Source organism: Streptacidiphilus sp. MAP12-20 (genome assembly GCF_041262525.1).
In the GTDB taxonomy this organism is placed as follows: Bacteria; Actinomycetota; Actinomycetes; order Streptomycetales; family Streptomycetaceae; genus Streptacidiphilus.
The window spans coordinates 86,178-108,492 of record NZ_JBGCCK010000023.1; the positions used below are offsets into that span (position 1 = coordinate 86,178).

19 protein-coding genes and 1 pseudogene are annotated in these 22,315 nt (G+C 72.4%); 14 read left to right on the forward strand and 6 right to left on the reverse strand.

The genetic code is table 11. The features are described 5' to 3' along the window. Window positions 1–27: 27 nt before the first annotated feature. Complete coding sequence (locus tag ABIA32_RS26890; protein WP_370100643.1) at window positions 28–1,152, reverse strand: PP2C family protein-serine/threonine phosphatase; 1,125 nt, start codon at window positions 1,150–1,152, stop codon at window positions 28–30. 242 nt (window positions 1,153–1,394) lie between these two features. On the opposite strand from ABIA32_RS26890, the gene ABIA32_RS26895 reads away from it, so the two are divergent. The 3 genes from ABIA32_RS26895 to ABIA32_RS26905 all read left to right on the forward strand — a co-directional run bounded on the left by ABIA32_RS26895 (window position 1,395) and on the right by ABIA32_RS26905 (window position 4,786). Further along, on the forward strand, window positions 1,395–2,147 hold the full coding sequence (locus ABIA32_RS26895) for a PIG-L deacetylase family protein (RefSeq protein WP_370100646.1): 753 nt from the start codon (window positions 1,395–1,397) through the stop codon (window positions 2,145–2,147). Window positions 2,148–2,166: 19 nt separating this feature from the next. Further along, entirely contained in the window at window positions 2,167–3,459 is a 1,293-nt protein-coding gene (locus tag ABIA32_RS26900; protein WP_370100648.1) for a glycoside hydrolase family 3 N-terminal domain-containing protein, read from the forward strand. A gap of 109 nt (window positions 3,460–3,568) precedes the next feature. Beyond that, window positions 3,569–4,786 carry an FAD-dependent oxidoreductase gene (locus ABIA32_RS26905; RefSeq protein WP_370100651.1) on the forward strand — a complete coding sequence of 406 codons (1,218 nt, stop codon included), beginning with the start codon at window positions 3,569–3,571 and terminating at the stop codon, window positions 4,784–4,786. 110 nt (window positions 4,787–4,896) lie between these two features. On the opposite strand, the gene ABIA32_RS26910 is transcribed toward ABIA32_RS26905, so the two are convergent. Continuing rightward, the gene (locus ABIA32_RS26910; RefSeq protein ID WP_370100654.1) at window positions 4,897–5,778 is read right to left on the reverse strand and encodes an SGNH/GDSL hydrolase family protein; all 882 of its coding nucleotides are present in this window, start codon (window positions 5,776–5,778) and stop codon (window positions 4,897–4,899) included. 331 nt (window positions 5,779–6,109) lie between these two features. Here ABIA32_RS26910 and ABIA32_RS26915 point away from each other — a divergent pair, with 331 nt between their 5' ends. The 4 genes from ABIA32_RS26915 (at window position 6,110) to ABIA32_RS26930 (ending at window position 9,813) form a co-directional block, all read left to right on the forward strand. Beyond that, on the forward strand, window positions 6,110–6,238 hold the full coding sequence (locus tag ABIA32_RS26915) for a hypothetical protein (RefSeq protein WP_370100657.1): 129 nt from the start codon (window positions 6,110–6,112) through the stop codon (window positions 6,236–6,238). A 90-nt stretch (window positions 6,239–6,328) separates the two neighbouring features. Then, the gene (gene fusA, locus ABIA32_RS26920; protein ID WP_370100659.1) at window positions 6,329–8,479 is read left to right on the forward strand and encodes an elongation factor G; all 2,151 of its coding nucleotides are present in this window, start codon (window positions 6,329–6,331) and stop codon (window positions 8,477–8,479) included. Between the two features lie 125 nt (window positions 8,480–8,604). Next, window positions 8,605–9,411 carry a TrmB family transcriptional regulator gene (locus ABIA32_RS26925; protein WP_370100662.1) on the forward strand — a complete coding sequence of 269 codons (807 nt, stop codon included), beginning with the start codon at window positions 8,605–8,607 and terminating at the stop codon, window positions 9,409–9,411. Between the two features lie 138 nt (window positions 9,412–9,549). Next, window positions 9,550–9,813, forward strand: coding sequence for a DUF1876 domain-containing protein (locus tag ABIA32_RS26930; protein WP_370100665.1), 264 nt, complete (start codon window positions 9,550–9,552; stop codon window positions 9,811–9,813). 69 nt (window positions 9,814–9,882) lie between these two features. Here ABIA32_RS26930 and ABIA32_RS26935 read toward each other — a convergent pair whose 3' ends face one another. From ABIA32_RS26935 to ABIA32_RS26945, 3 genes are all read right to left on the reverse strand, one after another. Further along, entirely contained in the window at window positions 9,883–10,920 is a 1,038-nt protein-coding gene (locus tag ABIA32_RS26935; protein ID WP_370100668.1) for a DUF3048 domain-containing protein, read from the reverse strand. Between the two features lie 123 nt (window positions 10,921–11,043). Beyond that, window positions 11,044–11,745 carry a response regulator gene (locus ABIA32_RS26940; RefSeq protein ID WP_370100671.1) on the reverse strand — a complete coding sequence of 234 codons (702 nt, stop codon included), beginning with the start codon at window positions 11,743–11,745 and terminating at the stop codon, window positions 11,044–11,046. Continuing rightward, window positions 11,742–12,998, reverse strand: a complete 1,257-nt coding sequence (locus tag ABIA32_RS26945) for a sensor histidine kinase (protein WP_370100674.1) — start codon at window positions 12,996–12,998, stop codon at window positions 11,742–11,744. Before ABIA32_RS26945 ends, ABIA32_RS26940 begins: the two co-directional genes overlap by 4 nt. A gap of 193 nt (window positions 12,999–13,191) precedes the next feature. Between ABIA32_RS26945 and ABIA32_RS26950 the strand changes: the two genes are divergently transcribed. Genes ABIA32_RS26950 through ABIA32_RS26960 form a run of 3 tightly spaced genes read left to right on the forward strand, consistent with a single transcriptional unit; the run spans window position 13,192 to window position 16,126 of the window. Continuing rightward, window positions 13,192–13,965 carry an ABC transporter ATP-binding protein gene (locus ABIA32_RS26950; RefSeq protein ID WP_370100677.1) on the forward strand — a complete coding sequence of 258 codons (774 nt, stop codon included), beginning with the start codon at window positions 13,192–13,194 and terminating at the stop codon, window positions 13,963–13,965. Beyond that, a complete protein-coding gene (locus ABIA32_RS26955) occupies window positions 13,962–15,512 on the forward strand; it encodes a hypothetical protein (protein ID WP_370100680.1) in 1,551 nt (516 codons plus the stop codon). Before ABIA32_RS26950 ends, ABIA32_RS26955 begins: the two co-directional genes overlap by 4 nt. Beyond that, on the forward strand, window positions 15,509–16,126 hold the full coding sequence (locus ABIA32_RS26960; RefSeq protein ID WP_370100683.1) for a hypothetical protein: 618 nt from the start codon (window positions 15,509–15,511) through the stop codon (window positions 16,124–16,126). Before ABIA32_RS26955 ends, ABIA32_RS26960 begins: the two co-directional genes overlap by 4 nt. Before the next feature lie 40 nt (window positions 16,127–16,166). Here ABIA32_RS26960 and ABIA32_RS26965 read toward each other — a convergent pair. Next, window positions 16,167–16,796 (reverse strand): annotated as a pseudogene (locus ABIA32_RS26965) (phosphoribosyltransferase); the annotation flags it as partial. Window positions 16,797–16,989: 193 nt separating this feature from the next. Between ABIA32_RS26965 and ABIA32_RS26970 the strand changes: the two are divergent. The 4 genes from ABIA32_RS26970 (at window position 16,990) to ABIA32_RS26985 (ending at window position 22,203) form a co-directional block, all read left to right on the forward strand. Further along, on the forward strand, window positions 16,990–17,313 hold the full coding sequence (locus tag ABIA32_RS26970) for a DUF1330 domain-containing protein (RefSeq protein WP_370100686.1): 324 nt from the start codon (window positions 16,990–16,992) through the stop codon (window positions 17,311–17,313). A gap of 78 nt (window positions 17,314–17,391) precedes the next feature. Next, entirely contained in the window at window positions 17,392–19,275 is a 1,884-nt protein-coding gene (locus ABIA32_RS26975; protein ID WP_370100689.1) for an ABC transporter ATP-binding protein, read from the forward strand. 117 nt (window positions 19,276–19,392) lie between these two features. Then, complete coding sequence (locus tag ABIA32_RS26980) at window positions 19,393–20,364, forward strand: serine hydrolase (RefSeq protein WP_370100692.1); 972 nt, start codon at window positions 19,393–19,395, stop codon at window positions 20,362–20,364. A 270-nt stretch (window positions 20,365–20,634) separates the two neighbouring features. After that, window positions 20,635–22,203, forward strand: a complete 1,569-nt coding sequence (locus tag ABIA32_RS26985) for a Na+/H+ antiporter (protein WP_370100695.1) — start codon at window positions 20,635–20,637, stop codon at window positions 22,201–22,203. The last annotated feature ends 112 nt before the right edge of the window (window positions 22,204–22,315 follow it).

Genomic DNA, 22,315 nt, shown 5'->3' on the forward strand with positions numbered 1-22,315 from the left:
CGTGAGCTGACGCCGCGCCAGGGCGGCTCAGCCGGGTCGCTCCCGCTGGACGACCAGCAGGCTGCGGTCGTCCGCGATGTCGCCGGCGACCTGCTGGAGCAAAGTGGCCGCGATGCCCTGGGGCGGGCGGGCGGACAGCAGGGGCGTAGCCGCGTCCAGCAGGCGGCGGATGCCGAGGTCGAGATCCTCGCCGGGGACCTCGACCAGGCCGTCGCTGTAGAGGAGCAGCGTCATCCCGACGTCGAGGCGGCCGGTGCTGGCGGGGTAGGCCATGTCGGGGAGCAGCCCCAGGGCCGGACCAGCGTCGTGGAGCAGGGTCCATCCCGTGCCCGGAGTGTGGCAGCCGGGCGGCGGGTGCCCGGCGTTGAAGAGCTGGTAGTCACCGCTGGCGGGGTCCAGCGCCAGATGGACGGCCGTGGCGAACTCGTCCTGCCAGTCCAGGCGCAGCATGTACCTGTTCGCGGCGGGCAGCAGTTGCTCGGGCCGGACGGAGCCGAGCAGCGCGGCGAAGGCTCCGGACAGGTGGAGCGAACGGGCGGCGGCCCGGCTGCCCTTGCCCGAGACGTCGACGAGCAGCGCTTCGAACAGGCCGGTGTCCTGGTGACGGCGGGTCAGCAGCAGGTCGCCGGAGAAGGAGAGACCGCCGGTCGGGACGAGTGCCTGGTCGATCCGCCATTGCGGTCCCAGATCCGGCAGCACGTTCAACTCGCGGGTCCGGTAGGCGAGTTCCAGCAGGACCGAGCTGCCCCGGTTGCCGCGGACGCCGAGCCTGCCGCTGAACCGGGAGGCGATCAGCATGATCAGCGCCGTCTCGCCGAGGACGACGGCCGAGCCGGGCCGGACGCCGTAGGGTTCCCGCCACAGGGCGTCGGCGGTGATCCCCACCGCTACGACGGCGATGAGCAGCAACTGGAGCCGCGTGCGCAGCAGCAGTCCGCCCAGGACGAGGGGCAGCGTCTGCGTCGACGGCGGCCAGAAGTCGGGGCTCACCACAGCCAGCACTGCCAGGCCCAGGCTCAGTAGCGCCAGCAGGCAGAGGATCTGACGTTCGGCCCGGGGGTCGCCGTCGAGCGCCCGGTCGGACCAGCGGGCGATGCGGCCGCCGCCGAGGTGGGTGGTCCAGAGGGGTACGGCGGTCCCACGTGCGGGCATGGGGGCAGCATCCTCCGTGCGGCGTCGGCGAGCGGACCTACGGAACACTAGCGACTGTCTGTCGCGATCCGAACGATCTCCGTCACCGCGTGGCGCGTGCCCGCGCCGATCCGGGGCCTGCTCGTCCGGAGATGACGGCGCTGCGCCTGCGCTGATCCGGGCAGGGTGACTAGGCTCGACCTGAGAGCTTCCCGCCGACGGCACTGGGCGGCGGCGGACGGACCGACGGAGGGTGCGACACCTTGACCGAGCAGACGCCCGAGCCCTTCGAAGCGGTCGGCGAGGACTGGCAGACCGCTCTGGCGGTGGTCGCCCATCCCGACGACCTCGAGTACGGGGCGGCAGCGGCCGTCGCCCGGTGGACGGCGCAGGGCAAACGCGTCGTCTACGCGATGGTCACCAGCGGCGAGGCGGGCATCGACTCGATGGACCCGGAGCTGTGCGGCCCCCTTCGGGAGGCGGAGCAGATCGCCTCGGCGGCGGTGGTCGGCGTCGACACCGTCGAGTTCCTGCGGCATCCCGACGGCGTGCTGGAGTACAGCCTGCCGCTGCGCCGCGACATCGCCCGACTGGTCCGCCGTCACCGCCCCGACGTCGTGATCACGACGAACTACCGCGAGACCTACGGTGGGGTGTTCCCGAACCAGGCCGACCACATCGCGGCCGGTCGCGCGACCCTGGACGCGGCGCGGGACGCGGGCAACCGCTGGGTCTTCCGCGAGCTGCTCGCTGAGGGCCTGGAGCCCTGGGACGGGGTCCAGATGGTGCTCGCCGCCGGCTCCCCCGACGGTCGGCACGCCGTCGACACGACGGAGACCTTCGCGCTGGGCGTGGCCTCGCTCAAGGAGCACCGCGCCTACCTCGCCGGCCTGGGCGACCACGCGATGGCGGATCCGGAGGAGTTCCTGGAGTCCTTCGCCCGGATGACGGGCAGTCGTCTGGGCGTCCGCTACGCGTCCGGGTTCGAGGTCATCTCACTGCGCCCGCCGGTGTGAGGCGCGAAAGGAGCCGGCCATGAGGCAGCACCGCCACCCCGCCCGAACCGAATCCGGTACCCGTGGCACACAGTCCGTTCGGGCCACGCCGCATACGTCGCTGCGAGCCGTCGCGCTCGCTGTCGGGTCAGCCGTGCTGCTGGCGGGCTGCGGCAGTGGGTCCGCAGGGCCGCGCGCGAGCAGCGCCGCCCCGGTCCCGAGCTCTCCGTCCTCCGGGACCGCGTCAGCGTCGTCTGCGCCGCCGCCCCCGAGCTCGGCGGTCCGCACGACTCCTGCACCCACCTGCAGCAACGCGACGCGGCTAGCGGGCTGGTCGGACCGCCGACTGGCCTTGCTGACGATCGCGGTGCCGGTCCTGGAAGGCTCGGTCTCCGGCGTCAGGACCGAGGTCGGGGAGGGCGTCGGCGGCCTCGTGCTGTTCGGCAGCTACGCGCCTGCCGATCTCGGCGCCCAATTGGCCGCACTGAGGGCGCACGCCCCCCGGGGCAGCGGCCTGCTGGTCATGACGGACGAGGAGGGCGGCGGCATTCAGCGGATGGCCAATCTGGTCGGTTCGCTGCCATGGCCGGCCTGGATGGGTGCGCACTGGAGTCCCGACCGGATCCACCAGGCCACAGCCCAGGTCGCCGCCAGGATGGCCGCCGCGGGCGTCAACATGAACCTGGCTCCCGTCGCGGACGTCGACGGCTCGAACGTGCCGCCCAGCACGACCAACCCCGACGGCTTTCGCTCGTTCGGCGGCGATCCCGCACTGGTGGGACGCGCCACCATCGCTTACATGAACGGCATGCGGTCCGGCGGCGTGATCCCGGTGCTGAAGCACTTCCCCGGACTGGGCGGATCGAGCGGGAACTCCGACTTCGGGCCCGCGCAGACCGTGCCGTGGGCGGCCGAGCAGTCGATCGGCGTCCCGCCGTTCGCCGACGCCATCGCCGCGGGCGCACCGGCGGTCATGGTGTCCAACAACACCGTCCCCGGCCTGACGTCCGTCCCGGCCGGCCTCTCGGCCACCGTCATCAACGGCGAACTGCGCGGCAGGCTCGGCTTCCACGGCCTGGTGATCACCGACGCGCTCGACGCGAAGGCCATCTCGGCTGCCGGGTACAGCGTGCCGCAGGCGACCGTGCAAGCGTTGAAGTCCGGCGCGGACATGGTGATGTTCGGCCTGGGGCCCGACGTCAACGGCCAGACGTCCGCCACCGCCTCGGCGATCGTCTCGGCCGTGAACAGCGGCGAGCTGGGCCGGGCCCGCCTGATCTCCGCCGCGGACGCGATCCTGACGGTGCAGCACGTCGACCTGTGTCGGAGTTGATCTGCTTCGGAGTTGAGCCATATCGAGTTGAGCTGCGCCACGTGATCGAGGCAAATCTCCGCACGGATACTAGTTGCATTGAAACTAGTACCCGTGCGACTATCGATCCATGGAAACGACGACACCCGTAGGACAGCGGCAGCGGGTCCGCAGCGCTCTGGTCATAGGCGGCGGTATCGCCGGCCCGGTCACCGCGATGGCCCTGCAGCAGGCGGGCATCGAGGCGACCGTCTTCGAGGCCTACGCCGACACGGCCGACGGCGTCGGCGGCGGCATGGGGCTCGCGCCCAACTGCTTCCAGGCCTTCGACGCGATCGGCGTCGGCGACGCGGTCCGCGCGGTCAGCACCCAGATGAACGGGATCGTGCTGCAGAGCTGGAACGGCAAGCAGCTCGCCGAGTTCGGCCCCCTGCCCGGGATCCCCTCGCAGCGCTTCGTCCTGCGGCCCGAACTGTTCGGCACCCTGCGCCGCGAGGCGGAGGCGCGTGGCGTCCCGATGGTGTGGGGCAAGCGTCTGGTCGACGCGGTCGAGGAGAAGGGCGGCATCACCGCCCGGTTCGCCAACGGCGGCACGGCCCACGCCGACGTGCTGATCGGCGCCGACGGCATCAACTCCACCGTCCGTCGCCTGATCGACCCCGCGGCGCCCGAACCGCGCTTCGCGGGGACGGTCGGCTTCGGCGCCTTGGTGGCCGACACCGGGCTCGCGTCGACCGACGGCTGGATGCACATGACCTTCGGCAAGCGCGCCTTCTTCGGCTGGCAGGTGTTCGCCGACGGCGCGGGCGTCTGGTTCATCAACCTGCCGAGCCCGACCGCCGTTTCGGTCACCGAGCAGAAGGCACTGGGCGGTGAGCACTGGATCGCGACGCTGCTGGAGGTCTGCGCGGGCGACCACAACCCGGCCGAACAGATGCTGCGGGCCACCGACCCGGCGACGATGCTCTTCGCCGGCAGCACGCAGAACATGCCGCGAGTGCCGTCCTGGAGCCGTGGCCGCATGGTCATCACCGGCGACGCCGCGCACGCCCCGTCGTCCAGCTCCGGCCAGGGCGCGTCCCTGGCGGCGGAGAGCTCCGTCGAGCTCGCTCGCTGCCTGCGCGACCTCCCGCTGGACGGCGCACTGAGGGCCTACGAGGCGCTGCGGCGGCCGCGCGTCGAACGCATCATCAAGGCGACCGCCCGCACCAACGCGCGCAAGGCCGCCGGGCCGGTGGCGCGGGTCGTCCGCGACGCGCTGCTGCCGGTGATGTTCAAGCTGATGAAGCCGGAGAAGAGCACCTGGCAGTTCGACTACCCGATCGACTGGAAGGCGACCGTCGTCTGATCGGGCCGTCGCCTGATCGGGACACCGGGGTTGAACCGTGAGGTGGCCCCGCACTCTCGCCGGGTGCGGGGCCTGTGCCCCTTCGGGGCCGCTGCTGGGCCGTTGCGAGGTCAGCCGAGGTTGAGGGCGCCGGCTACCTGGTCGGCCATCGCGGACTCGCCGAGTGCGTTCGGGTGAACGGGGACGTAGTTGGTGCCGAAGAGCACGGGCTCGATCCAGCGGGTTCCGATCGGCTGGCAGGCGTCGTGTCCATCCGAGGCGGCCGCCATGTCGACGAAGGTCGCCCCGGTGGCGTCGGCGGCACGCTGCACCGCCGCGTTCAGGTGGCCCTCGAGCTCGCGCAGGTAGGGGATGTCGCCGGAGGCGATCGGCATCTTGGCGAAGCAGCCCCAGACCGCCTGGCTCGGCACGATCCACGGGTAGCCGATGATCGCGACCCGGGCGTTCGGGGCCTTGGCCTTCACCGCGTTCAGCGCGGCCACCAGCGCCGGGTAGGTGTTGTTGTCGATCTGGTCGTCGAAGGTGGAGCCGTAGAGACTCTCGCAGGGGTGACCGAATCCGAGGGTGACCACGCCGGCCGAGCCGCAGGCGAGGATCGCGCTGATGAAGGTGTTGTTGTCGTTGCCGCCGATGGTCAGCGTGACCAGATCGGTGCTGTCGCTCAGCGCGTTCAACTGCGGTGCGACGCCGGGGTACTGGGAGCCGGCGAAGTCCTTGGTCTGGGCGCCGCCGCAGGTCACGTCCGTGAGCTGGGCGCCGGTGCTCGCGGCGAGGTCGTGGGGGTAGTTCGCCGTCGATCTGGCGCACTCGAGCGGGGCGCTGAAGTCGACCGGGAGGACACCGGAACCGGCGCTGTAACTGTCGCCCAGGGCGACGTAGTTGAGACCGGCGGCCGAGGACGCCTGGGCCGGGACGGCGAGGGCGAGGCCGGAGACGGTGGCGGCGGCGACCGCGACGGCGGCCATTCTTCGGGCACGGGCACGGATCGACATGCGGGTTCTCCTTGAATCCGGGGGGTGGTCCGCGACAGGAGGTACAGGCACAAATGTGGCGCTCCGGGCGCGCGAAAAGCCGGGGCACGCCGGGCGTCCACCCGGTGTCGCCGACATTTCCGCGAGGTTACTGGCGGGAAAGTTACCGACTGGTTCGAACCTCGGTCAATGGCTCTGACAGGATCTGTTGACGACGCTTCGTCAGGGCTCGCGAACCGTCGGAGCCCATAAAGCCGATGCGCCGTCAGCCCTGTTTCCCTACACTCGATCCGTACCGCGCGCCACGAGAGACTCCGGGCGCGCCACCGTGACCAGTGAGGGGAGCCAGGCCATGCGCGCACGCAGCGCCGCCGTCGTCGCTCCCCTGTCGCGGTTCGAGGTGATCCTGGTGTCTTCGGCCGCCCGGTACCGGCTGCGCGGCCGGAACCGGAGCTCCGTGGCGAGCGCGCGTGCTGCCTGACGTTCCGTCCTGGTGTGTCAGGCAGGCCCGCTCGACCATGGTGAATCGCGCCGTCATCGCTTCCTGAATCACCCCGAAAGGCCAACGGCCGTGCGCGCCAACCTCTCCACGACCACTCGCCAGACCCTCTCCGCCGTCCGCAACCTGGGCATCCTGGCCCACGTCGACGCGGGGAAGACCACCGTCACCGAACGGATCCTGTTCGCCACCGGCTCCACACACAAGCGCGGAGAGGTCCACGACGGCACGACCGTCACCGACTTCGACCCGCAGGAGCGCGACCGCGGCATCACCATCTTCGCGGCGGCGGTGAGCTGCGACTGGGCCGGGCACCGGATCAACCTCATCGACACCCCCGGGCACGTCGACTTCACCGACGAGGTCGAACGCTCGCTGCGCGTCCTCGACGGAGCGGTCGCGGGCTTCGACGCCGTCGCCGGCGTGGAGCCGCAGAGCGAGTCCGTCTGGCGACAGGCGGACCGCTACGGGGTGCCGCGCATCGCCTTCGTCAACAAGCTCGACCGGGCCGGGGCCGACCTCGACACGGCCGTCGCCTCGATCCGTGAGCGACTGCACGCGACGCCGCTCACCGTGCAGCTGCCGATCGGTGCGGAGGACGGCTTCGTCGGCGTCGTCGACCTGCTGCGCCTGCGCGCGCTCCTGTGGGACGACGGCGCGGGCGGGAGCACGGGCGTGCAGGAGGGGCCGGTGCCGGCCGAGTTGCGCGACGAGGCACTGCGTCGACGCCGACTGCTGGAGGAGACGGTCGCCGGATTGCATCCCGGGGCGCTGGAGGAGTTCTGCACCGAGGCGACGTTGAGCGCGCCGACACTGGCCGCCGCGCTGCGTGATCTCACCGCCTCGGGTGAGGCCGTGGTCGTGCTGTGCGGTTCCGCGTATCGCAATCGCGGGATCGAGCCGCTCCTCGACGCGGTCGTCGCGTACCTGCCGTCGCCGTTGGACGTCCCCGCGGTGCGCGGCAGCAACGACGCCACGTCGGGCGAGGTGGTCGAGCGGGCCGCAGACCCGGCGGCGCCGCTCTCCGCGCTCGTCTTCAAGGTGAGCTCGGCCGCCACCGGGAGGCTGACCTACCTGCGGGTTTATTCGGGCACGCTGCGGAAGGGGGACACCGTGCTGGACCCGGGTGCACGGCGCACCGAGCGGATCGGGCGGATCCTGCGGGTGCAGGCCGACCGCCACGCGGACGTGGACCAGGCCGTCGCCGGCGACATCGTCGCCGTCATCGGTCCCAAGTCCGCGCGGGCGGGGGCGACCCTGTGCGCGCCGGGCGCGCCGCTGCTGCTCGAACCGCCCGGCACGGCCGAGCCGGTGGTCTCGGTCGCGGTCGAAGCGAGCCGCAGCAGCGACGCGGAGCGGCTGACCGGGCTGCTCGCACGACTAGTGGAGGAGGATCCCTCGCTCGGCGTGCGGACCGACCCGGAGACGGGTCAGACCGTGCTGTCGGGCATGGGCGAGCTGCATCTGGAGGTCGCGGTGGAGAAGCTCCGCCGGGCCCACGACCTGGAGGTCAGGGTCGGCAGGCCGCAGGTGGCCTACCGGGAGACCGTCGCGCGCGGGGTGACCGGGCTGGTCCATCGGCATGTCAAACAGGAGGGAGGGGCGGGTCAGTTCGCTCATGTGGTCGTCGACGTCGAGCCGTTCGAGCCGACCGGCGAGACAGCGGGCGAGCGGACCGTCGAGACCGCGGGCGCGGACTTCGCCTTCCGGTCCACCGTGACCGGCGGGCGGGTGCCGCAGGAATACGTCCGCGCGTTCGAGGCGGGCTGCCGTGAGGCCCTGGCCGAGGGTCCGCTCGGCGGTCACCGGGTGACCGGTGTCCGGGTCACCCTCACCGACGGAGCCACGCACCCGAAGGACTCCTCGGACCTGGCCTTCCGCGCGGCCGGACGCTTCGCCCTGCGCGAGGCGCTGCGCGCCTGCGTCATGGTGCTTCTGGAGCCTGTCGTCGAGGTGACGGTCACCGTGCCGGAGGAGGCGGTGGGCTCGGTCCTCGGCGATCTGGCGGCGCGGCGCGGTCGCGTGTCGGGCTCGACCGTGCGCGGGGGCACGTCGGTCGTCACGGCGACCGTCCCGCTGGCCGAGCTCTTCGGCTACGCGACCCGGCTGCGGAGCCGGACGCAGGGCCGGGGCACGTTCACCGCCCGGCCGAGCGGTTACGCGCCCGCGCCGGCCTCGGGCACGGCCGATCCGTCGAGGGCCGCGGGTTCGGCGGCGCGATAGGAACGGCACGACGGTGGCCCCTGTCCCCGGGGACGGACGGGGCGGGGGCCACCGTTCGCCCTCCGGCTCAGTAGTTGAATGATCACCGGTCGCAACCGGACATGTCCCGGTGATATGAGTTGGGCATGACACCGACAGCACCATCGTCCTGCGAACTCGCCCTGGAGACCCTCGGCCTGACGCCGTATGCGTCCCGCGCCTACGCCGCATTGGCTCGTGTCGGCCAGGCCACCGCCACCGATCTGGCCGACACGACCAGGGTCCCCCGGCAACGGGTCTACGACGTGCTGAGCCTGCTCATCGACCAGGGCCTGGTCGTCAAGGCCGCGGGCAAACCGGCCCTGTACCGCGCCGTCGACCCGGTCGACGCGACGGCCACCCTGCTCGGCGCCCACCGCGACAGCCTGGCCCGGCTCGAACTGGTGGCCGTCGACCTGGTCGCCGCACTGCGCCAGAGCTGGCTGGAGGCGCGGGCGGCGCGGCGGGGTGCGGCGCGCACCGCGCCCGCCGACGCCCGGCTCTCCCCCGCGCGCATGGAGCAGTGGCGGGACTACGCCAGGCGCTCCGTGCTCGCCACCGCCCGGCCGCCGTTCGACGGCCTGGCGGACCCGGACTGGGTTCGCCGGGTCCGCAGCCTGACCTGCTCGGGCGGGACCGTGCGCTGCGTCTACCACGCCGACCTGCTCGACGACCCTCGCCTCGTCGCGCGGGCGGCGGCGTATGCGGAGGCCGGGGAGGAGGCGCGGATCACCGAGTCCGTGGAGACCCGGATGATCCTGACGGACAGCTCACGGGCCCTGGTCACCGTCCCGTTCGCGGACCCTGACGCCTCGACAGGTCCTGTCCTGCTCATCGACGACGCCCAGGCCGTCGAGGAACTCGAGGACGGCTTCGACCGCCTCTGGGCTCGGGCCACCCCCTTCGCCGCGTGAGGGCGAGCTCCGGCACGGCCGGTCCGTGCAAGGCTGCGGCGATGCCGGGCGGGCATGACCGCCGGGGCGGCAGCGCCGGACTGGACGCGGGCGGCGCGGCGTGGCGCACTGGTGATACACGCAGGAACGGGTGATCCCATGAAGACCAAGGAATGGACCGTCAAGGTCGTGATCGAGGAGGACGAGACCCGCACCGAGGCGCGGGCGATCATGTCGGACGGCGGAGAGGCGAGCGCGGTCGGCCGCGGCGTGGCGCGACGCAACCCGGGCGACCGCTCCGTGCCGGAGATCGGCGACGAGCTCGCCGTGAGCCGGGCGCTGGAGGACCTCGCCAGTCGGCTGCACGACATGGCCTCGCACGACTTCGCCTACCTGGCGGGGCCGGTGTCGGGGGCGCGCTGACGACCGCCTCGCTCCTTACGCCTGGCTCGCCCCTTGCACCGGGGGAGGCCGTTACACCTGGGGAGGCCGTTACCCGGCGAGCACGATCCAGGTGCGGCCGGGCGCGAGCTGCATCGGCGCGCCGCCGACGGTGAACGCGGTGGGCGCGGTGTCGGACGGCTTCGACCACTGGCCGTGCCAGACCTTTCCGTCGCGGTAGAAGTCGGCCGCGCCCTGCCCCGTCGTCTGCGAGAAGACCTCGTTGTCGGCGTGACCGGCGTTGAAGTCGGTGTACTTGCCCGGCACGACCTGGACGTGCTGGACGATCACGTTGGTGGTGCTGGTCCGTCCCTGGTCCGTCGTGGTCGCGGCCCGGCCGTCCACGGAGACCAGCCAACTCGCGCCGGAGGCGGTGAAGCTGAAGGACGCGGAGGGCATCCGGACCGAGACGCTCGGAGCGCTCGCGCCACCGGCCGGCGCGGCGCCGAAGCGGAGCCCGACGTCCGGTGCCTGCGCCAGGCCCGGGTAGGCGGCGAAGACCTTGTCGGGGGCGATGAAGGTGGGGTCGCTCCCCCCGTTGCTGAACAGGCTCGGGTTCGTGACCGGCGTGACGTTCTGCAGGTTCGCGGCCGCGAGGTCGGGCAGCAGGCCGGATATCGCGCCGGAGTAGGCGAGGCCGACCTTGCCGTAGGGGGCGAGCAGCGGGATGTCGGTCTGCCGGGCGCTGCGCACGGGGCCCACCTTCGGCGGCGCGTGCTGGCTGTCGAAGACGGCGAGGTAGCGGCTGAGGCCGCCCTCGACGCGGATCACGTAGACGATGTCGGCCGAGTTCAGGCCCGCCTGCTCGCGCTGGGCGGCGCCCACGTTGTCGATCTTGACGCCGAGCACGTGTCCCGCCCTCCCCTCGCCGGTCAGCGGGTTGCCGACCGGCGAGGGGCTTGACGAGGACGGCGAGGAAGCCGGACCGCCACCTCCCACCGAGACACCGAGGTAGATGCCGAGCCCGACCACCGCGAGACCCGCGATGCCCGCGAGGACGCGCCTGCGTCGGCGTCCCCGCGCCTGGCCGGGACCGGCCGGACTGCTGCCGCTCGGGGAGTTCCCCTCGTTCGCTCCGTCGTCCGCCATCTGCGCTCACCGCCCGGGATCGCGAGTTTCGGCCCACCCACCACCATGCATCCGACCGGCCGATACCGGTAGCCGGAGACGGCGGGGCGCGCGTCCCGGCGGCAGTCCCGGCTGCGGTCCCGGCTACAGTCCTGGCTGCGTGGAGCCCGGCCTGACGAGACCGCTCTCGTAGGCGACCACGACGGCCTGGGCCCGGTCGCGCAGGCCGAGCTTGGCCAGGATCCGGCCGACGTAGGTCTTGGTGGTCTGCTCGGCGATGACGAGCGTCTCGCTGATCTCGGCGTTGGACAGACCGCGGGCGATCAGCCGCAGCACCTCGGTCTCCCGCCGGGTGAGCACGCCGAGCGCGGGCGGGGGCGGCTGGTCCTGGCGCGGAAGCCGGGCGAAGTCCGCGATCAGGCGCCGGGTGACCGACGGCGCGAGGAGCGCCTCACCACCCGCCACCACCCGGACCGCGTGCACCAGTTCGGCGGCGGTGGCGTCCTTGAGCAGGAATCCGCTGGCACCGGCCCGCAGCGCCTCGTACACGTAGTCGTCGAGATCGAAGGTGGTCAGCATCAGCACCCGCGGCCACTCCTGCCCCGCCGTGCCGCGCAGGATCTCCCTGGTTGCCTGGAGTCCGTCCATTATCGGCATCCGCACGTCCATGAGCACGACATCGGGAGACAGGCGCCGCGCCTGGGACACCGCCTCGGCGCCGTCGGCGGCCTGACCCACGACCTCGAGGCCCGGCTGGGCCGCGAGTACCGCGGCGAAGCCCTCCCTGACCATGGCCTGATCGTCCGCGATCAGGCAGCGCGTGCCGCCGTGACCCGCCGCGCTCATGTGAACTCTCCGAGCGGGAGCACCACGGAGACCAGGAACCCGCCGGCCGGTGTCGGCCCGGCCGACAGCGACCCGCCGAGCAGCGCCACCCGCTCGCGCATTCCGGTCAGGCCGTGGCCGCGTCCGCGCTCACGTCCCGGTCGCGTGGCCGTACTGCCGGGTCCGTTGGCCACCCGGAGCCGGACCGCGCCTGCCTCGTGGTCCACCGACACCATGACCGCAGCGCCCGGGGCGTGCCGGCTCGCGTTGGACAGTGACTCCTGCACGATCCGGTACGCGCACACCCCGACGCCGACGGGCAGCTTGCCGAGCTCCGGGGGCGCCGACAGCTCGACCTGCACGCCCGCCCGCCGGGCGGCGTCGACGAGCGCCGGGAGTTCGGTCAGCTGGGGCTGCGGCGCGAGCCCGGCCGGCTGGTCCTGGCGCAGCACGCCGAGCAGCCGCCGCATCTCCGTCAGTGCCTCGCGGGCCACCTCGCTCAGTGAGCCGAACTCGGCGCGGACCGGTTCCGGCAGCTCGCCGAGCCGGTAGGGCGCGGTCTCGGCCTGGACCGCGATCAGCGACAGGTGATGGGCGACCACGTCGTGCAGTTCCCTGGCGATCCGTGTGCGCTCCTGGAGCACGGCGCGCTCCGCCCGCTCGGTGTCGGTGAGCTCGGTCTGCATGGCCAGTGCGCGCTGGGTACGCAGCCGGGAGCCGGCACTGTCCACCGCGATCGCCACGGCGGTGAACACCATCGTGGCACTGGCGGGGCCGTTGAGGTTCGGAATGTCCACGATCAGCCACAGCCCCCACGGAATCATCGTCAGCGCCCACATCCACCACACGGCGGACCGCTGCCGACGGACCCCCGCCAGGCAGAAGGCCCCGAGCAGTGCCAGCAGCTGCGGGGGGCCCCACGGCCAGCCGCCCCACCAGGCGGCGGGCAGCAGCGGCGTGAGCAGCAGGGCGAGCCACCCGAGCCGCCAAGCCGCCATCGGATGCTTCGCGGCGAGCGCCAGTGGCAGCACCGCCGCGACGGCGACCAGTACCTGCCAGGGGCCGGGCGGCGGCTGGGCGCCGTCGGAGGCCACCTGGTTCACGTGGGTCGCGTTGACGAAGCACAGCGTCAGCGTCGCCGCAGCGAGCGCGGCGTACTCGGCCCGGCGCGCCTGTTGCGAGCGCCAGGGCCAGGCCGGGGCCGGATCCGGGCCGGTCAGCACCTGGTTGAGGGCGCGCCAGGCCGCCGACGCGATCGCTGGCAGTCGTTTCACGAGCTCAGCGTAGGCGGGCGGGGCCGTCCGCTCATCACTCCTGGATGGTCATACCCAGGTATGACTCCGCCCGCGCCCGGACCGGACTGCCCCCGGTGGTAGCACCGGGGATCGAGCTCCACGGTGGGACGCCCCGGCCCGGCCCCGGCGGGCAGCCTGGGACCGCATCAGCGATCCAGCGGGGAGGAGTGCCATGAACACCGACATCATGAACGCCGACATCATGAACATCGACATCACCGGCCTGAGCCGACGCTTCGGCGCGGTCACGGCGGTGGCCGGGGTGGACCTGCAGGTCGGTCCCGGGGTATTCGGGCTACTGGGGCCGAACGGCGCTGGCAAGACCTCGCTGCTACGGATGATGGCGACGGCGATGCCGCCGTCCTCCGGCGACCTGCGGCTGCTCGGCCGTGATCCGGGCCGTTACGGCCCGCGCCGGGAGATCAGGCGCAGGCTCGGCTACCTGCCGCAGAACCCCGGCTACTACCCGGGGTTCACCGTGGCGGAGTACGTCGAGTACTTCGCGCTGCTGAAGGAGGTGCCGCCGGCCCGGCTCCGCGTCGCGGTCGCGACCGCGATCGACAGGGTCGAACTCGGCGACCGGAGGAAGGCCAGGCTGCGCACCCTGTCCGGCGGCATGCTGCGCCGGGTCGGCATCGCGCAGGCGATCGTCAACGAGCCGGAGCTGCTGCTCCTCGACGAACCGACCGCGGGCCTCGACCCGCAGCAGCGCGTGACGTTCCGGGCGCTGCTGCGGGACCTGGGGCAGCGCGCGACCGTCGTGGTGAGCACCCACCTGGTCGAGGATGTCGCGACGGTCTGTGCCCGGGTCGCCTTGATGGACCGGGGCGGGATCGTCTTCCACGGCACGCCGGACGGGCTCGCCGCCCGGGGCGACGGACAGGACGCCGGTGACACCCCGATCGAGCGCGGGTACAGCGCCGTCCTGGCGGAGGCGCGGTCATGACCGCGGCGACGGCGGCTCCGGCGGCTGGACGGCCGCGGTCCGCCGTGGCCCGGGGTCAGGTGATGCTGCGGCTGCTGCGGCTGGAGCTGCGCCACAACGCGATGGTGTGGCTGCTGCCCGTCGCGATCGGGCTGTTCTGGCTCACCACCTACCGCAAGGACATGGCCATGCCGCCGCTGTGGAACCTGCGCGCGGCCGGACTGCAGAGCGGCGCCGTGCTCGCCTTCGCCGTCCCGGTGACCGGCGCAGCGGCGTGGATGGGATCGAGGGAAGCGCGACGCCGGGTCACCGATCAGGTGACGATCACAGCCCGGCCAGGGTGGGCGCGGTTGCTCGCGCCCTGGGCCGCCACCACGATCTGGGCCATGGCGGCCTACCTGGGCTGCGTCGCCGTTCTGTACGGGGTGACGGCGCATCAGGCGAGCTGGGGCGGCCCGCTGTGGTGGCCTGCCGCGGTGGCCGCCGCGAGCCTGCCCGCGTTCTCTGCCCTCGGGTTCGCCGTCGGCACCTTCGTGCCCAGCCGTTTCACCGCGCCGCTGGCGGCCATCGCCTCGTTCTTCGTCCTGGCGCTCAGCACCGAGCTGATCAACGGCAGCCAGTCCGCCTGGCAGATCTCGCCGCTCGTCACGGGTCCGTGGAACCTGGGCCCGCAGGCGGGCGTGGCGACCTTCTACCCGTTCGTCCCCGACCTGCCCATCGCGCAGGTGATGTTCCTCACCGGGACCACCCTCGCGCTGCTCGCTGCTCTCGCGCTGCCCGCCGCGTCGGCAGGCCGGTCGACGCGCGCGATCGCGGCCTGCCTCACAGCGGCAGGTCTGCTGGCTGCCGGGACCGCGGCCGTACTGGCCGGGACGGGCACCATGAACGCGCAGGGCGCGATCGACATTCCGGCCCTGCACGACGCCGCAAGCGACCAGCCGCTCCGTTTCACGCCGGTGTGCAGCCACACGGCGATCCCGGTCTGCCTCAATCCCGCCTACGCCGGCTACCTGCCCGGCACGGCGAACGCCCTGGCGCCGCTGCTCAGTCAGCTCGCCGGCCTGCCGGGCGCGCCGACCCGGATCCTCCAGGAGTCCGTGACCTACCGGCCAGGCAACGGCAACGGCCTCGGCGTTCGGCAGGGGGGATCGCGAGTCGGCGGCACATCGTCGGACTCCCACCTGGTGCTTCCCGTGCAGTTGCCGGGACCGTCCCTGACGGCCGAGCAGCTGGCAGCCCAGCTGCGAGGCCAGCTGGCTCAGGCCTACGGCCCGGACCTGGTCGCGCGAGTCGTCGGCGACGGACCCGGCGCGTCCCAGGCCCAGAACGCGGTGGCCAGGGCGCTACTGCTGGCAGCCGGCCTGCACGAAGTCCCCGTGGACCAGGGGCCCTCCGCCCGAGCGGGCGGGCTGGACCCGAGCCCGTGGCCGAGCGTCGCGCCGGGGACCCCGGCCTACGCGGCGGCCGAACGCTTCGCCGCGCTGCTGGCCTCGGCACGACACGCGTGGCTCGTACAGCACCTGGCCGCGCTGCGCGCCGGTCAGATCACGCCGGAGCAGCTCCCGTGACCGGCGCGCGCCTGATGCGGCTGTACGCCGTGGGCCACCGGGTCCCGTTCGCCGTGCTGGCGATAGCGGTATGCGCGATCGGCCTGCGGCTCGCGCTCCTGGGGCACTGGGACGACTACGGCGCGCTGCAGCTGCCGCTGATCTTCGAGGCCGCCGCAGCGGTGAGCGTGGCGGCCACCACGGTGAGTCCGTTCGGCGATCCGGAGCGCGTGGCCGGCCGGTGGCTGCCGGTCCTGCGGCTGACCGTCACGGCCGCGCTGACCGCCACGGCGGTCGGCCTGCTGGCCGCCGCCGGGACCGGCGGGCACCTGTCCGGCGGCACGCTGGACGTGCTGCGCAACGTCGTCGGCATCACCGGCATCGGCCTGCTGTGCGCCGCGGCGCTCGGCGGCGGCCTGTCCTGGACGGGACCGACGGGATACCTGGTCGCTGCGGTGTACGCGCTCTACACGCAGTGGCACCCGCCCGCGCTGACCACCCCCTGGCTGTGGCCGGCCCGGCCGCCGCACGACCTGGGCGGCACCCTGTGCGCCGGACTGGTCTTCGCCTGCGGGCTCGCGGTCGTGACCGTGCGCGGAGCCCGCGACCGCCCGGGCGATCCCACCGCGAGCTGACGGCGTTGGACGCGCCCAGCACCATTCAGCGGTTGTGGAGCGCAGCGCGTTCGAGGCAGGTGATGACTTCGGCGTCGGTGGTCTGGGTGAAGTCCTCGTAGAACTGCCCGATCGCGACGAAGTACGTCGGAGTCTCGACCGAGACGAGCTCGTCCGCCGCGTCAGCGAGTGCCGTCCCGATGCCGCGCGGGGCCACCGGGACGGCCAGGACGACGCGGGACGCGCCCTGCGCGCGGACGATGAGGCAGGCCGCGCGGGCGGTCGATCCGGTGGCGATGCCGTCGTCCACGACGAGGGCGGTACGCCCCGCCACGGGATGGGCGGGGCGTTCTCCCCGGTAGCGGTGGACGCGGCGCTCCAGTTCGGCGCGCTCCTTGCGTTCGACGGCGGCGAGTTCGGTCTCGGTGGTCCGGGTCTCCCACACCAGCTCGCGGTTGAGGACCCGCACTCCGTTCTCCCCGATCGCGCCCAGCCCGAGCTCGGGCTGGAACGGGACGCCGAGCTTGCGCACCACCACGACGTCCAGCGGCGCGCCCAGCGCGTCCGCGACCTCGGCTGCCACGGGCACCCCGCCGCGCGGAAGGCCGAGAACGACGAGGTCCGCACCGCGCAGGTGCTCGAGGCACGCGGCGAGGCGCTGCCCCGCTTCCCTGCGATCGACGAAGATCATGGCGGCCGCTCCGGACTCGGCATGCCTGTCCTCTCTCGAGCTTACGACGGGCTCACGCCCCGGTCGCCGGTCGGCAGGTCCCGCATTACCTAAGCGCGACGGATTCCCCGTCCGGCGTGAGTCGGGAGACTCGTGGCACAGCGACAACGGCACCGCCGCAGATCCAGTCGCAGCAGCAGAGGAGAGCAGAGAGATGACCGCCTACGCCATGGCCCACGTCCACTCCGTCGAGTTCGGCCCGGACATCGTCCAGTACCTGGAGCGAATCGACACCACGCTCGACCCCTTCGGCGGCCGGTTCCTCGTCCACGGCGGCCCGGTGGAGTCGCTGGAGGGCTCCTGGGCCGGGGACGTGATCCTGATCGAGTTCCCCGACGACGCCGCGCTGCGGGCCTGGTACGGCTCCCCCGCCTACCAGGAGCTTCTACCGCTGCGGACCCGGCACATGGTCGCCGACGTCATGATCGTGCACGGGGTGCCGGAGGACTACCGGGGCGCGGACGCGCTCAAGCACTGACTGCGCCGCAGACCCCGCGCCCTAATAGTGAGTAGAACTCACTATTAGGTTCAGCAATAGTGAGCTATTCTCGATCCCATGAAACCTCCCGGTCCGGACTGGACTCCCCCGCCGCGCACGCCGGAAGCGCCCCGGCAGCCCCGGCAGCTGCGCCGGATCCTGCGGCTGTTCCGGCCCTACCGGGGCCGGCTCGCGGTGGTCGCCGTGCTGGTCGGGCTGTCCTCGCTGGTGTCGGTGGCCTCGCCGTTCCTGCTGCGGGCCATCCTGGACGTCGCGATCCCCGAGCGGCGCACCGGACTGCTCAGCGTCCTCGCGCTCGGGATGATCGCGGTCGCGGTCGCGAACTCGGTCTTCAACGTCTGGCAGACCTACCTCTCCACCACCGTCGGCCAGCACGTCATGCACGACCTGCGCACCGCCGTCTACGCGCACCTGCAGCGGATGCCGCTGGCCTTCTTCACCCGCACCCGCACCGGCGAGGTGCAGTCGCGGATCGCCAACGACATCGGCGGCATGCAGGCGACGGTCACCAGCACCGCCACCTCGCTCGTCTCCAACACCACCACCGTGGTGGCGACCGTCGCGGCCATGGTCGCGCTCGACTGGCAGCTGACGATCGTCTCGCTGCTCCTGCTGCCCCTCTTCGTCTGGATCAGCCGCCGCGTCGGCAACGAGCGGCGCAGGATCGCCGGGGAACGGCAGCGGCAGTTGGCGTCGATGTCGTCGATCATGCAGGAGTCGCTCTCCGTCAGCGGCATCCTGCTCGGCCGGACGATGGGGCGCTCGCGCGCGCTGAGCGACGACTTCGCGAGCGAGTCGGCCTCGCTGGCGGAGCTGGAGGTGCGGGCCGACATGGCCGGGCGCTGGCGGCAGTCGACGATCCAGATCGTCATGGCCGCGATGCCCGCCGTCATCTACTGGGCCGCCGGGCTCGCCGGCGGGCACGGGGCGACCGTCTCGCTCGGGACGCTCGTCGCGTTCACCTCGCTGCAGCAGAGTCTGTTCCGGCCGACCGTCTCGCTGCTTCAGGTCGGCGTCTCCGTCCAGGTCTCGCTCGCACTGTTCCAGCGGATCTTCGAGTACCTCGACCTGGTGCCCGACATCACCGAGCGGCCCGACCCGGTCGTCCCCGCGGCGCGGGCGCGCGGCGAGGTGCGCTTCGAGGAGGTCGGCTTCCGCTACGACAACCGGCAGGAGCGGCCGACGCTGCGCGGCGTCGACCTGACCGTCCCGCCCGGCGGGAGCCTGGCCGTGGTCGGCGAGACCGGATCCGGCAAGACCACGCTCAGCTATCTGGTCCCGCGGCTCTACGACGTCACCGAGGGCCGGGTCACCATCGACGGCACGGACGTGCGCGACCTCAGCTTCGCGGCGCTCGCCGACGCGGTGGGGGTCGTCTCCCAGGAGACGTACCTCTTCCACGCCTCCGTCGCCGACAACCTGCGCTTCGCCAAACCGGACGCGACCGACGAGGAGCTGGTCGCGGCGGCGCAGGCGGCGCAGATCCACGAGCACATCAGCTCGCTGCCGGACGGCTACGCGACGCTGGTCGGCGAGCGCGGCTACCGCTTCTCCGGCGGCGAGAAGCAGCGCCTGGCGATCGCCAGGACCATCCTGCGCGATCCGCCGGTGCTGGTACTCGACGAGGCGACGAGCGCGCTGGACACGCAGACCGAGCAGGCGGTGCAACAGGCACTCGACGCCCTGTCAGCCGGGCGGACCACCATCACCATCGCCCACCGGCTCTCCACCGTGCGGGACGCCGACCAGATCGTGGTGCTGGACGCCGGGCAGGTCGCCGAGCGCGGGACCCACGAGGAGCTGCTGGCTCTCGGCGGGCATTACGCCGCGCTCGTCTCACGGGACTCGTCCCTGCCGGTCGGCGCGGAAGAGCCCGGAACTGATGATTCCGCAGGCCACCGCCTCCCGCACCGTCAGGACGGGCGCGAACTGATGGTCTGATCGTTACAATTTCTGCGCAACCTGTCCGACGTTCGGAATGTCTGCACATGCGACGAGTCGTCAACTTGCACACTCGTAGGACTAGCATCACGGACCGACGTCGGAAGGAACCACTCCGTGGCATCACCCCTCAGGGCGCGAGCCCGCCGCGCGCTCGCGGCCGGGATCGGCACCGCCGCCCTGGCCGCACTGGTCCCCCTGGGACTGGCTCAGCCTGCCGCTGCGGCGAGCGTGCCGATCTGCAGCTCGCACACCCACCCCGCGCTCGCCGCCAAGCTGTCGCGTGACATCGCGTCAGCCGTAGCCGGCCGTACGGACCGCTACGCGCTCAACGTGTGGGACGCGAAGACCGGTGTGTACTGCGCGCTGCACGCCTACTCGACCTTCGACTCCGCCAGCGTGGTCAAGGCCACGATCATGGGCGCGGTCCTGCGCCGGGCCCAGGAGCAGCACCGCTACCTGACCTCCTGGGAGATCAGCAACCTGCGTCCGATGATCGAGAACTCGGACAACTCCGCCGCCAGCAACCTGTGGAACGACCTGGGCCGGACCCGGCTCAACAACTTCCTCAGGCTGGTCGGTATGAACTACACCACGCTCGGCCCCGGCGGCTACTGGGGTCTCACCCAGATCACCGCCCGGGACGAGATGCATCTGCTGGACGCGTACACCGACCGCACGGACGTGCTGACGCCCAACAGCAAGGCCTTCGGCCTCTCGCTGATGGCTCACGTCGAGTCGGACCAGCGCTGGGGCACCCCCTACGGGACGCCCCCCGGGGTCGTCGCCCACAACAAGAACGGCTGGCTCCAGCGGTCCTTCGGTGACTGGCGCGTGCACAGCATCGGTGTCTTCACCGGCAACGGGAAGAACTACCGGATGACGGTCCTGACCGACAACGAGTCGTCCATGGACTACGGCGTCACGACGATAGAGCGGATCGCCTGGGCGGTGCACCACGACCTGGGCACCTACAACGGCAAGGCCGCCACGCCGTACGCGCCGCGCGTCGCCGGCCCGCAGCCGGGGGCGGACACGCCTCTCAACCCGACCAGCGACGGCTCGGTGCCGTTCGACTACAAGGGCTGACAGCAGGGCTGACAACTGGGGCTGCGCCCCAGCGCTCCACCGGACCGCCCCCGCGCTCGCGCGGGGGCGGTTCCGCTTTTCGGGCCGGCGTTCGGGCTTGCGTTCGGGCTTGCGTTCGGGGCTGGCGCGTTGACAGGATCTTTACGCGGCCCCCGCGCATACGATGCCCGGGGCGCGGCGAGGTGAGCCGGGAAGTCTGGTCGGTGAGCCGGGGCAGAGGCGCTCCGGGGAAGAGCTGAACCGATCCGACCTCCGGAAGTAGCCACACCGATGACCGATCTGACCGCCGTCCTGCTGCTGGTGGCCCTCGCCACGCTCGTGGCCACGGGGGCCCGACGGTGGAGCCTGCCGGCTCCCTCGATGCTGGTCGTGGCAGGCGTGGTGATAGGCGCGCTGCCGTTCACCCCCGACCTGCACGTCCCGCCCGCGGTGATCAGCGTCGGGGTGCTGCCGCCGTTGCTCTACGCCTCCGCCGAGGAGATCTCCTTCCGTGAGCTGCGGCTGGTCTGGCGGCCGGTGGCACTGCTGGCCTTCGGCCTGGTGCTGGTCTCGGCGGCGGCCGTGGGCGTGGTCGCCGCCGCGCTGACGCCGCTGGCCGCGCCGATGGCCTTCGTGCTGGGTGCGGTGCTGGCGAGCACCGACCCCGTCGCCGTCACGGCGCTCGGGCGGCGGCTGTCGCTGCCGCCGAAGATCCAGGTGATGGTGCAGTCGGAGAGTCTCTTCAACGACGCGACCAGCCTCGTGCTGTTCAAGGTCGCGGTCGGCACCGCGGTGACCGCCGGGTCCTTCTCTGTGCCGCACGCCGCGTGGCAGTTCCTGCTGCTGGGCGGTGGCGGCGCGCTGGTCGGCGGGCTGGTCGCACTCGCGGTCGCGCAGATCCGCAGGCGCACCGAGGAGCCGGTGCTGGAGACGGTGATCGCGTTGGTCACCCCTTACGCGGCCTACGTGCTGGCCGAGGACGCGCACACCTCGGGCGTCACCGCCGTGGTCGTCGCGGGCGTGGTGCTCGGCACGACCGGGCAGCGGCTGACCAACGCCCGGATCCGGCTCCAGGTGCACGCCGTCTACCAGACGGTGGTCTTCCTGCTGGAGAGCGTCGTCTTCGCGGTGATCGGACTGGAACTGCCCTCGCTGATCCACGGTCTGAGCGCCGGGGAGATGATGTGGCCGCTCGGCGTGGTCGCCATCGCGGGCACGCTCATCGCGACGCGACTGTTCTGGATCTTCCCCATGTCCGCGGTGATGCAGCGGCGCCGGGGCGTGGGCCCGTTCTCCTGGCGCGTCCCGGCGGTGCTGACCTGGGCCGGGACGCGCGGGGTGATGCCGCTGGCGGCCGCCCTGTCGATCCCGCTCGCGGCGAGCGACGGCCAGCCGCTGCAGCACCGTTCGCTGGTGCTGGTGCTGACGACGGGCGTGGTGGTGCTGACCCTGGTGCTTCAGGGCTTCACGCTCGCGCCGGTGGTGCGCGCCTCGGGCATCGCGCTGGAGCCCGCCACGACCGCGCGTGAGGAGGCGCAGGCCCAGGACAGCCTGGCCCGGGCCGGGCTGGCCCGGCTGGAGCAGGTCGCCGACGTCGACGCCGCCCCGGAGGTCGTCGTCGAGCAGCTGCGCCGCAGCCTGCACGCGCGCCTCGACCACGCGCAGGCGCTGCTGGACGAGGAGCAGAGCGCGGAGCACACGCTGATGGTCGCCCACCGCGAGCTGCGGCACGAGCTGATCCGGGCGGAGGCGCAGGAGTTGGGCCGGCTCTACGAGGAGCGGCAGATCAGCGACACGACGCGTCGCCGGATCCAGCGCGCGCTGGATCTGGAGGAGGCGGGGCTGGCGGACGAGGAGTAGGCCGCCTCCGCTCTTCGGTGAGGTGAACGCCCCGTCCGGCTTTGGCCGGGCGGGGCGTTTCGCTTTCGAGCGTCAGTCGCTATGCTCAGTCCTGCTCATCCTGATGCTAATT

Coding starts and splice junctions, on each gene's coding strand:
- ABIA32_RS26890 (WP_370100643.1), bottom strand. CDS start 1,152: ATGCCCGCACGTGGGACCGCCGTACCCCTCTGGACCACCCACCTCGGC.
- ABIA32_RS26900 (WP_370100648.1), top strand. CDS start 2,167: ATGAGGCAGCACCGCCACCCCGCCCGAACCGAATCCGGTACCCGTGGC.
- ABIA32_RS26905 (WP_370100651.1), top strand. CDS start 3,569: ATGGAAACGACGACACCCGTAGGACAGCGGCAGCGGGTCCGCAGCGCT.
- ABIA32_RS26910 (WP_370100654.1), bottom strand. CDS start 5,778: ATGTCGATCCGTGCCCGTGCCCGAAGAATGGCCGCCGTCGCGGTCGCC.
- ABIA32_RS26915 (WP_370100657.1), top strand. CDS start 6,110: ATGCGCGCACGCAGCGCCGCCGTCGTCGCTCCCCTGTCGCGGTTCGAG.
- ABIA32_RS26925 (WP_370100662.1), top strand. CDS start 8,605: ATGACACCGACAGCACCATCGTCCTGCGAACTCGCCCTGGAGACCCTC.
- ABIA32_RS26930 (WP_370100665.1), top strand. CDS start 9,550: ATGAAGACCAAGGAATGGACCGTCAAGGTCGTGATCGAGGAGGACGAG.
- ABIA32_RS26935 (WP_370100668.1), bottom strand. CDS start 10,920: ATGGCGGACGACGGAGCGAACGAGGGGAACTCCCCGAGCGGCAGCAGT.
- ABIA32_RS26940 (WP_370100671.1), bottom strand. CDS start 11,745: ATGAGCGCGGCGGGTCACGGCGGCACGCGCTGCCTGATCGCGGACGAT.
- ABIA32_RS26950 (WP_370100677.1), top strand. CDS start 13,192: ATGAACACCGACATCATGAACGCCGACATCATGAACATCGACATCACC.
- ABIA32_RS26955 (WP_370100680.1), top strand. CDS start 13,962: ATGACCGCGGCGACGGCGGCTCCGGCGGCTGGACGGCCGCGGTCCGCC.
- ABIA32_RS26970 (WP_370100686.1), top strand. CDS start 16,990: ATGACCGCCTACGCCATGGCCCACGTCCACTCCGTCGAGTTCGGCCCG.
- ABIA32_RS26975 (WP_370100689.1), top strand. CDS start 17,392: ATGAAACCTCCCGGTCCGGACTGGACTCCCCCGCCGCGCACGCCGGAA.
- ABIA32_RS26985 (WP_370100695.1), top strand. CDS start 20,635: ATGACCGATCTGACCGCCGTCCTGCTGCTGGTGGCCCTCGCCACGCTC.